The sequence below is a fragment of the Streptomyces sp. NPDC051776 genome (assembly GCF_040681345.1).
GTDB lineage: Bacteria > Actinomycetota > Actinomycetes > Streptomycetales > Streptomycetaceae > Streptomyces.
Genome location: NZ_JBFAYQ010000124.1, coordinates 1 through 3978 on the forward strand (window position 1 = coordinate 1; position 3978 = coordinate 3978).

Consider the following 3978-nt stretch of genomic DNA (forward strand, 5'->3'; position numbering starts at 1 on the left):
ACCCCGGCGGCCTGACGGCCGCCGGGGTCATTTCATCCCGTCCCGCCAACAACCCGAACGTCGCCTTCATGCACACCTTCCGCGTCGCGCAACACACCAAGACCAGGCGCGCCAAACTCTCCCCCGACAAACTCCAGCAGCTCGCCGACCTCGGCCTCGAATGGTAGCTCCGCGCCCCCGCCCAATGATTCCCATGCCAAGGCGCAGCCACGTCCACGGCCGCTGCGCTCAACGCTGCCGCTTCTGCTTCTGCTTCTGCTTCTGCTTCTGTCGGGCCTCATCGATCGTCAGATCGGCGTCGAAGCTGAGGGTCACGTTCTCGGCCAGGGCGCGGTCATCGCTCGCGGCGACCTCGACATGTGCGAAGGCCGGTGCGGCCAAGCCGCGTGTGGTCGACAAGGTCGGAGCCGCGACGGTGGCCATACGGTGCGCCGAGCACGGGGGGGCGAGGCAAGGGGTGCTCCCAGGGTGGTGCGGCCATGGTCGGGCCCGGGCGATGGAGCCGCCCGGGTCATGCAGCAGGGCTGAACCTGACCGCAGGACGCCCGGGCAAAGGTGCGCCGGCACCGCAGGCCCATTGTTGTCGACGGGGCGTGCAGCGCGGGCTGGTGGCATCGTCCGTGGCATAGCCGCTTCATCATGCGGTGTGCTCGTTCACTCCAACAGCCGGGACGCATGAACATCCGTGGTGCCCCCAACCGCCGGGCCGGCACTGAGTGGTGGGCCGTCGTCGAGCCGGCGGAGCCTTCCTGGGCAGGAGATTCGGTCGGAAGGCACGTGCACAGGACGTCCGTTACGATCCATTTTGTGTGCAAACGGGGTTGTAGAGGGTCCATCGCGCTTCTCCTGGCGCTGCTGGCTGCCTTCTGTTGCACCGCGGCGGGTTCGCCTCTCCACGTGCACGCAACCCCTGATGCGCACGCGAATGGTCATGAGCTCACGCACGGGGTGCACGAGCACCGGCATCCACTCGATCGTGCAGGGCACGACCCGTACGCACCTCATGTGGGCAACGCGGTGGCACGGGAAAAGTCCTCCGACGTCCCCGCTACGCACCCCGCCGGTGACGATCACTTTTCCCGCCAGCCGTCCCCGTCAGTGTGGGGGCCCCCGAACGGCCGCACGGATGTGTTCACGGCGACCCCGCTGGACGCCGTCGCCGTGTGGGGGCCGGTCCGCAGCGGGGCGTTGCCGGCGCCATTAACCGATGGTCGCCTCCCGCCGATAGACATCGGTCGCTCAGCACAGTCCCATCTCTGCCTCTGGCGTATCTAGAAGACCGCCGTCCGGACCGCGTCGTCGGTCCCTCACCCCTGCCTGCGCCACGCCGCAGGCTCCCCGGGTGAGTCGCTGCTGTCCTACGGCGATCTTCCAGAACCAGAAGGCAGTCACCCCTATGAGCAACCTCTCCACCGCTGTTCTCTCCCGCGGCGCGGGCCGTGCGCTCGCCGCCGCTGTCGGAAACACTCCCGTCCTACGGATCGGCCACCCCTTCGCTCCACCGGGGCGAGGCTTCTGGGCCAAGCTCGAAGGGTTCAACCCCGGCGGCTTGAAGGACCGTGCCGCCCTGCACATGGTCGCGCGCGCCCGGGAGCGCGGCGTGCTGCGGCCCGGCGCCATGATCGTGGAGTCCACCAGTGGAACGCTCGGCCAAGGTCTGGTCCTGGCCGGCCGCATCTACGGTCACCCCGTCACTCTGGTCACCGATACCGGCATCGAGCCCGACGTCCTTCGTCTGCTGCGTGCCCAGGGCGCCCAGCTCGACATGGTCGCCACCCCCCACCCCAGGGGCGGCTGGCAGATGGCTCGAACCGAGCGGGTCCGCCAAGTCCTCGCCGAGAACCCGGGGGCGTGGTGCCCCGATCAGTACAACAACCCGGACAATGTCGATGCCTACGCGCCGCTGGCGCATGAAATGCTCGCCCAGCTCCACCGTGTGGACGTTCTCGTGACCAGCGTCGGGACCGGCGGTCACTCCGCAGGCATCAGCCGGGTACTGCGCGTCTGCTTCCCCCACCTGACGGTCATCGGGGTGGACGCCATCGGATCGACCATCTTCGGGCAGCCCGGCCGGCACCGGCTCATGCGCGGACTCGGCAGCAGCATCCATCCTCGCAACGTGGCCTACGAACAATTCGCGGAGGTCCACTGGATCGCCCCCGGAGAGGCTGTTTGGGCATGCCGCCAACTGGCTCGGCACCACTACGCCTCCGGTGGCTGGAGCGTGGGCGCGGTGGCGCTGGTGGCCGGCTGGGCAGCCCGTACCCACCCCGCCGGGACCCGCATCGCCGCCGTCTTCCCCGACGGCCCCCACCGCTACCTGTCGACGATCTACAACGACGACTACTGCCGTGAGCACGACCTCCTGGAGGTCCGGCCAGCACAGGAGCCGGAGGAGTACAAGGCGGCCAACCAGGGGGAAGCGCTGCGCTGGACCCGCTGCCTCACGGTGACCGACCCCCTCGCCCCGACCGCGGGACAGGGGGCGCGATGACCGCGGGGATCCTCGGGCAGGTCCGCTCCTACGACCGGAGCGTTCAGCTGCTGCTGCTCAACCAGTTCACCATCAACCTGGGCTTCTACATGCTGATGCCCTACCTCGCCCAGCATCTCTCCGGTGACCTCGCCCTGGCAGGCTGGCTCGTCGGGCTGATCCTTGGCATGCGCAATTTCAGCCAGCAGGGCATGTTCCTCCTCGGCGGAACGCTGGCCGACCGATTCGGCTACAAGCCCCTGATCGTCGCCGGCTGCACTCTGCGTACCGCGGGCTTCCTCGCACTCGGTCTCGTCGACTCCGTTCCCGGGCTCCTGGCCGCCTCCGCCGCGACCGGCTTCGCCGGAGCACTGTTCAACCCGGCGGTCCGGGCCTACCTGGCTCGGGACGCGGGAGAACGACGAGTCGAGGCGTTCGCACTGTTCAACATCTTCTACCAGGCGGGGATCCTCGCGGGCCCGCTCATCGGTCTGGCCCTGACCCGGGTCGACTTCCGGCTCACCTGCCTGGCCTCCGCCGCGGTCTTCGCCGTTCTGACCCTCGTACAGCTTCGGGCCCTGCCCCAGGCCCGCGGGGCGGACTCCGGGAAGCGAGAGAGCGTGGCCCGGCAGTGGCGGCAGGTCCTGGCGAACCGGCCCTTCCTGCTCTTCTCCGCCTCGATGACCGGCTCCTACGTCCTGGCCTTCCAGATCTACCTCGCCCTGCCCATGACCCTGCAGGAGACCGCGCCCGGCGAGGCCGCGGCAACCATCGGGATCGGCACCCTGTTCGCCGTATCCGGACTGACCACCATCCTCGGCCAAACCCGCCTCACCGCCTGGTGCACGAGACGATGGTCCCCGGACCGGTCGATCAGCTGGGGACTGGCTCTGATGGGAGCCGCGTTCATCCCCCTCCTGGTGCCCGTCCCCTCCAGGGGCCCGATGCACTGGATCGCAGCGCTGGTGCCGACGACCGGCTGCGGCCTGCTGCTCGCCCTGGCCACGATGGTCGTCTACCCCTTCGAGATGGACACCGTCGTCGCCTTGGCCGGGGACCGGCTCGTGGCAACGCACTACGGCCTCTACAACACCATCTGCGGCATCGGCATCACCGCGGGCAACCTCTTCACCGGAGCCGCACTCGACGCGGCCCGTCGTGCTGGAACACCGGCCCTCCCATGGCTGTTCCTGACCACCCTCGGTTTGGCCTGCGCCATGGCCATTCACCTTCTCAGCAGAACCGGTCGACTGACCCCCCACCGATGGGAAGCAGCCGCCGCCACAGCCTGACCGGCACCAAGGCACCCGGCACACAACGGCCCCACGCCCTAGCTGTTCTGACCATGAGCGTTGTTGACACTCGTGGGGGGTTGATCAAGAGCGAAGACCTCCGATGTGGTGGAGGTGTCTAGCCTCGCCGTTTCATTTGCGTACGGCTGGCTGGGTCGGAAAACGCGAAAGTGCCTTCCTGACCTGGAACGATGAACCTTGCTGAGGGGTTCT

The 3978-nt window shown here is 68.5% G+C and carries 3 protein-coding genes; 2 read left to right on the forward strand and 1 reads right to left on the reverse strand.

The features are described 5' to 3' along the window. Nucleotides 1-228: 228 nt before the first annotated feature. A complete protein-coding gene (locus tag AB0M26_RS31435; protein WP_365266350.1) occupies nt 229-399 on the reverse strand; it encodes a hypothetical protein in 171 nt (56 codons plus the stop codon). Nucleotides 400-1396: 997 nt separating this feature from the next. On the opposite strand from AB0M26_RS31435, the gene AB0M26_RS31440 reads away from it, so the two are divergent. Then, on the forward strand, nt 1397-2494 hold the full coding sequence (locus tag AB0M26_RS31440; RefSeq protein WP_365266353.1) for a PLP-dependent cysteine synthase family protein: 1098 nt from the start codon (nt 1397-1399) through the stop codon (nt 2492-2494). After that, complete coding sequence (locus AB0M26_RS31445; protein ID WP_365266356.1) at nt 2491-3765, forward strand: MFS transporter; 1275 nt, start codon at nt 2491-2493, stop codon at nt 3763-3765. Before AB0M26_RS31440 ends, AB0M26_RS31445 begins: the two co-directional genes overlap by 4 nt. The last annotated feature ends 213 nt before the right edge of the window (nt 3766-3978 follow it).

Excerpts from the sequence above, each read along its gene's own strand:
- AB0M26_RS31440 (WP_365266353.1), top strand. The coding sequence starts at position 1,397 with ATGAGCAACCTCTCCACCGCTGTTCTCTCCCGCGGCGCGGGCCGTGCG.
- AB0M26_RS31445 (WP_365266356.1), top strand. The coding sequence starts at position 2,491 with ATGACCGCGGGGATCCTCGGGCAGGTCCGCTCCTACGACCGGAGCGTT.